Source organism: Myxosarcina sp. GI1(2024) (assembly GCF_053543375.1).
The window spans coordinates 48,180-52,949 of the sequence record NZ_JBKGTY010000014.1; the positions used below are offsets into that span (position 1 = coordinate 48,180).

The 4,770-nt window shown below is 40.1% G+C and carries 8 protein-coding genes and 1 pseudogene; 3 read left to right on the plus strand and 6 right to left on the minus strand.

Going from position 1 to position 4,770, the window contains the following annotated elements; translation table 11 throughout:
* A partial coding sequence (locus ACLFKQ_RS28180; RefSeq protein WP_449002949.1) for a hypothetical protein occupies positions 1-1,252 on the minus strand: 1,252 nt, incomplete at its 3' end.
* Between the two features lie 463 nt (positions 1,253-1,715).
* Between ACLFKQ_RS28180 and ACLFKQ_RS28185 the strand changes: the two genes are divergently transcribed.
* Positions 1,716-2,063, plus strand: coding sequence for a helix-turn-helix domain-containing protein (locus ACLFKQ_RS28185; RefSeq protein WP_449002950.1), 348 nt, complete (start codon positions 1,716-1,718; stop codon positions 2,061-2,063).
* Positions 2,064-2,132: 69 nt separating this feature from the next.
* A complete protein-coding gene (locus ACLFKQ_RS28190) occupies positions 2,133-2,312 on the plus strand; it encodes a hypothetical protein (RefSeq protein WP_449002951.1) in 180 nt (59 codons plus the stop codon).
* Between the two features lie 45 nt (positions 2,313-2,357).
* Here the strand turns inward: ACLFKQ_RS28190 and ACLFKQ_RS28195 are convergent, their stop codons facing one another.
* The 5 genes from ACLFKQ_RS28195 to ACLFKQ_RS28215 all read right to left on the minus strand — a co-directional run bounded on the left by ACLFKQ_RS28195 (position 2,358) and on the right by ACLFKQ_RS28215 (position 4,260).
* The gene (locus ACLFKQ_RS28195; protein ID WP_449002952.1) at positions 2,358-2,552 is read right to left on the minus strand and encodes a hypothetical protein; all 195 of its coding nucleotides are present in this window, start codon (positions 2,550-2,552) and stop codon (positions 2,358-2,360) included.
* A 278-nt stretch (positions 2,553-2,830) separates the two neighbouring features.
* Complete coding sequence (locus ACLFKQ_RS28200; RefSeq protein WP_449002953.1) at positions 2,831-3,016, minus strand: DUF6887 family protein; 186 nt, start codon at positions 3,014-3,016, stop codon at positions 2,831-2,833.
* Entirely contained in the window at positions 3,009-3,197 is a 189-nt protein-coding gene (locus ACLFKQ_RS28205) for a DUF6888 family protein (RefSeq protein WP_449002954.1), read from the minus strand. The genes ACLFKQ_RS28200 and ACLFKQ_RS28205 overlap by 8 nt, the downstream gene beginning before the upstream one ends.
* A 101-nt stretch (positions 3,198-3,298) precedes the next feature.
* Complete coding sequence (locus ACLFKQ_RS28210) at positions 3,299-3,838, minus strand: siphovirus Gp157 family protein (RefSeq protein ID WP_449002955.1); 540 nt, start codon at positions 3,836-3,838, stop codon at positions 3,299-3,301.
* A 77-nt stretch (positions 3,839-3,915) separates the two neighbouring features.
* Positions 3,916-4,260 (minus strand): hypothetical protein, encoded by a 345-nt coding sequence (locus ACLFKQ_RS28215; RefSeq protein ID WP_449002956.1) that lies wholly within the window; start codon positions 4,258-4,260, stop codon positions 3,916-3,918.
* A gap of 286 nt (positions 4,261-4,546) precedes the next feature.
* On the opposite strand from ACLFKQ_RS28215, the pseudogene ACLFKQ_RS28220 reads away from it, so the two are divergent.
* A pseudogene (locus ACLFKQ_RS28220) lies at positions 4,547-4,770 on the plus strand (Hsp20/alpha crystallin family protein); the annotation flags it as partial.

Genomic DNA, 4,770 nt, shown 5'->3' on the forward strand with positions numbered 1-4,770 from the left:
TAGTCCAGACGGGAGTATTGGGACTGCTAACTCCCAGAGAGCGATCGCGTTCTACTTGCTCTGAAACATTGACCACACTGCGTTTAAACTGCACCCACAAGGCTTTGGCTTGGCGGGGTTTGTCTAAAATCCTGAAGACCTCATTACGAGTCTGTTCGTCAGTTTGGCTATTATCACCGCGTTTTATTTTCTCCGTCAGATACTCGACAAACATCGGGTAGGGAACACCAGGTTCGATTTCCCACTCAGGCTTAGTTGATGTACCGATGGGCAGTCCCGCAATGAAATCATCCCAATAACTGTGGGGAATGCCGCATCTGAGTTGTTTGATAATGGTCTGAGCTAAACCATGTGGAGAATGGGAATTAGCTACGACGGGCAAGGCTTGAATTAATGCCCGATAGAACTGCTTAAACTGACTTTCATTCTTCCAGGGTGCTTGCCTCTGCCGTTGTGATTCAGTTTCTCTGGTAATTTTCGGTTTGGGCTTGGGCTTGTCTACATCATCATTAGTAGAACAATTGTTCTGATTGGCGGCGGAACTAATATCTTTTGCAACAGTTTTGTTAGTAAAACTAACTGAATTTTCATCTGATGTTGTCGAACCAACTACTTGAGAATCCCTAAATTCTTCTTTTTGGCTATTTTCTTCAGATATTTCACACTCACAAGGGAGGGTAGGGTGGGATTGATTTTTGGTTATGTTTTCTGTGGAAGTTATATCTGTATTGTTTTGAGACAATTCACAACACTTAGTATCTTGAAAATCCTCAGAACTAAGTTTTGTGGGATTCACAAAACGGAATTTTTCAGTACTTCCAGCGTTTTCTTGGTTTTCTACCTCGTCAATCAATTCTTGCAGCTTGTCATAGTTCACGCTGTAGTAATAAGTTTGATTTTTAGGATTCCAGTAAGGGTTGTTGTGTTTGATTTCGTGGTGTTTGACGTATAGTTTCTTTCGTTCGATTAATCCTTTCTCCAATAGTGAGGCGATCGCCTTTCTCAACTTCCACTCTGTCAAAAAGGTAAATACTTCACTCAGCCATTCCCGCAGGGGTTTATAAATCCATCGAGTGTCATCAATGACTACACCATATTCAGACAAACTCCAATAATGAAGCTGTTGAAAGAAAAGAGCCTCAGCATAGTCACCAATCAGATTGATGAAAGAACCAGACAGTACAAGGGTATCAAATTTATTCTTGAGACTTTCTATTTTGATTACTGGAGTATCGAAGATAGCTGATTGCATCACGCTTCACCTCCAGTAATATTTTTTAGAAATCCTTTATATTGCCGAAAGCTTGCTGTAATGGTGTTTTTAGAGATTTCTAGAGTCTTATCGTAGAAGAAATTGTCTGCTCTGATTGGGAAAAACTTCTTTTCCGCCGTAGTTTGTGGCATAATTAAATCGTGGAAAAAAATTGTATACGAAACCGCGCCACCTCACTCAAATGAGAAGGCGGTAGGTTTAAGAAGAACAGTTGTTGAAAGTGGCATTTCGGGCAACTGTTTCTGCTTTTTTTGAGATATGGATATTGTATAGCTTTATTTGCACTTACTATGTGTTATTCATAGATTTCTTTACGATTAATTTATGAATTTGGCATTTTCGTTGGCATAAAGTCATTTAGTTTTTGGGATAATTGACTATCCCCCATCTATCTTACTTCAACAGCAGGAAACTGCAATTAAACTAAATCAAATAACGAGGTATGAATGCCAATAAACTAAGGCTCTATGAGGCTTTTGATAAGATGCTTAAAGTATTAGATCTTGAAGCTAAAGAAGTATGCGATCGCTCTGGAGTCAGTCAATCGAGAGTCTCGTCATTTCGTAACGGAAAAAAAGCTAATATGGGAACTAATTTTTTAGATGCTCTATTAGATGCCGCTCAATCGCTCGATCCTAGAGCTAGGGAGGTATTCGCTACCTATATAGGAGGAAAAGGTAAACCACTCGAAGAAATGACTTTAGCAGAGAAAGGAACGTTAATGGTTTCTTTGAGTAAATCTATTCAGTCCAGTATTTCTACTGATTCACAAACCACTAAAACCACGTAAATTAGTTTTTGTGTTCTTTAATACAAAGGCATTTAGAGTGTACATTTTCAGATTTGTGAGGCGTTTACTTTGTACATAAAAGACCAGCAGTATCACTTATTCAACAAGTCAACTGTAACGTCTGAGTCAATTGTTCTTCGTCCAGACTCTAGTGAGGAGGAAATAACCAAGAAGCTCAAGAAAGCACCTTTAGATTTAACCGTGAAGATTGCCGCAGCAATTGGCACGATATGGCGAGAGTCGGCATAGAAATTGGTTGATTTTTTCAGCCGCAGATAAAACTTTTCTCCCCGTTCATTTTTTCTGTGGCTCGAAATTTTGCCGATATTGCTGAATTAAATTCTGACACTGTTGACTTGCTTGATGAGCTTGTTCGAGCAAAACTTTTCCTCTAGCAAAATCTCGTAATCTAGAGGCTTCTTTAGCTTGCTTGCTCAGTTTGACTGCTTGAGACGAGTAATGTTTAATTTGGGCTTGAATATCGCTCATAACTTTATTGCTCTCGTTCTGAAATAACTACTCCCAAGTTCTCTAAAGTCTCATAAAGCTTGTCTGCTTGAGACTGAAGTAGGCTAGCATCATTATAATTTTCTTCAGCTACCGCATTATCAGCCTCGGCATATAAATTGACAACAATTTGTAGGAGAGAATTATAGGCATCTTCTAAGACTTGTCTAGTTCTAGCTTCGATTTTTTACCTCCCGCATAGTAAGCGATCGCCCGTAATGATAAGCGATCGCCAACGTTATTGACTTCCAGTTCTCAATTTATTTAGTTTGACGAAGTAAATCCTCAAAGATTTGCTGTTGTTCTTCTAAAGTTATATCTGCTGGTATGATTGTGGCGTTAGGTCTGGGTCTAGAAACATACTCATCCCAAGCCTCTTGGTCTTCCCTGTGAGCTAAAACATAGTGTCTCAGTTCGTTAAGAGTCATAGATTTATAATCATTCATAAACTTCGTAACTCCTTCTGCCATCGGCAAATATAGTAATTTCGACGTTTTCTTGCGAACCGGCGAGAATAAATATCTCTTTGCTTCTATCATCGTACCTAAACAGATAAACTGGTCGATAGAAGTTAGATAGAGATTGTAAAGTAATTATTGCTGTAAGCATTTGCTGCTGTGTTGGCATTGTATTTATTTTGTCCGAGTATCTCCCCCAAACGGAGGAGCGGTGCGAACCTGCGGATGTTTCATCCGCCAAGGAAGGCGCACCAAGAGAGAACTAAGTATCTAACGGATGGTTACAGAATATTGATGGGATTCATTGAGGCAAGCCCAATCGATCGCATCTTTATTAGCTTTGATTGCTGCTTTAATTTTGGTCAAGTCTGGTTTGTGAGTTACCTTGACGTACTCGGCGGGTAATTCTTCAGGGGGAACATTTAACATCACTTGGGGCGGTTTCTTCCGCAAACCGATTTTAGTAGCTACTCCCTCAATGCGATCGACTCTAGAGAGCAGCATTTGGTTGGTTAAATAATGTCTCAAGCGATTCGCCTGGTTTTCTGCCTGAGATGCTAGTTCGCGGATTCGTTTGGCTTCTTCTTTTCTCGCTGTTGCCAACGCTTCTTGATGTCGAATATATCTCGCTACTTGTTCGGCTTTAACTTTGAAGGATGCTCCAGTCTCCAGCCATCGAGAAAAGGTTTCTTCTAGTTTGGTTTCTCTAGCTTCGTCGGATAAGGATTCGTCATCTACATATGAGGCGATCGCCTCTTCTAACTGTTGGATTTCTTCGGATAGTTCCCAGAGTCTAGTTGTTTGAGTCATAGTTTTAATATCTTTGTTGTTGTTGTTTTTTCTTAGCGATCGCCTAACAACTCAAGCGATCGCTATAGATTTAGTAATTAAGCAGCAGGTAAGCTGCGGGTCGAGCTTCCTTCTATCTCTTGTCGTTGAGCGGTAAGTCCCTGTAACTGTTGTGCCGTCCAGCCATCAACACAGGTTAAATCTCGCGTTCCTTCGAGGTCGATTAGCTGTTCTTGATAAGAAGACATAAAAGCAGCAATCAGGTTGAGTTGTTGTTTCTCTTCTTCTGTTTCGCGCTCTCGCCAGTCAAAGCTAACCGTGTAATAAACTCCGTTTTCTCCTACTTCTCGATTGAAGCCCAGGGTAAAAATGCCCATGCCTGGATCTCCCTGTTCCATTACTTCCTGAACTTTGTTAAACAGGTGAGCGATCGATGACTTCAATTTGGCTTACTGCTACATCACGAGCTTCCTTTATTCTGTGTTTTCAGGGTCAAAAGCTCATCGTCAAAATATCTTTTTAGTCTGCCAAACCGAACTCAATTAAGTATAGTTTCCCCTACCAAAATCGTCTGCTTGGGTTCGGGATAAAAACCTCACTATCTATGGGTTATAACCACCACTTACCTCTAGTTTGTTGACTTACTAAGATAATAATTGAAGCAAGCAACAAATATACAGAAACTCTAAGTTAATCATCTATTAAGTAGTAAACAAAGGAGTCACAAACATGGCATTAGTACGTTACAATCCTTGGCAAGAAATGAATTCTTTACAACGTCAACTAAACCGCTTATTCGATGATGCTTTAGTTCCCAACAATTGGGATGGTTTTGATAATCTAGCTAAAGTACCTGCCGCAGAACTAACTGAAACTGACGATGCTTTACATCTAAAACTAGAAGTTCCTGGCATGGAAGCTAAAGATTTAGATGTTCAAGTAATGGCAGATCG

Bases quoted from the DNA above. Each gene is read 5' to 3' on its own strand.
- ACLFKQ_RS28185 (WP_449002950.1), top strand. From the start codon at position 1,716: ATGAATGCCAATAAACTAAGGCTCTATGAGGCTTTTGATAAGATGCTT.
- ACLFKQ_RS28195 (WP_449002952.1), bottom strand. From the start codon at position 2,552: ATGAGCGATATTCAAGCCCAAATTAAACATTACTCGTCTCAAGCAGTC.
- ACLFKQ_RS28200 (WP_449002953.1), bottom strand. From the start codon at position 3,016: ATGAATGATTATAAATCTATGACTCTTAACGAACTGAGACACTATGTT.
- ACLFKQ_RS28205 (WP_449002954.1), bottom strand. From the start codon at position 3,197: ATGCCAACACAGCAGCAAATGCTTACAGCAATAATTACTTTACAATCT.
- ACLFKQ_RS28210 (WP_449002955.1), bottom strand. From the start codon at position 3,838: ATGACTCAAACAACTAGACTCTGGGAACTATCCGAAGAAATCCAACAG.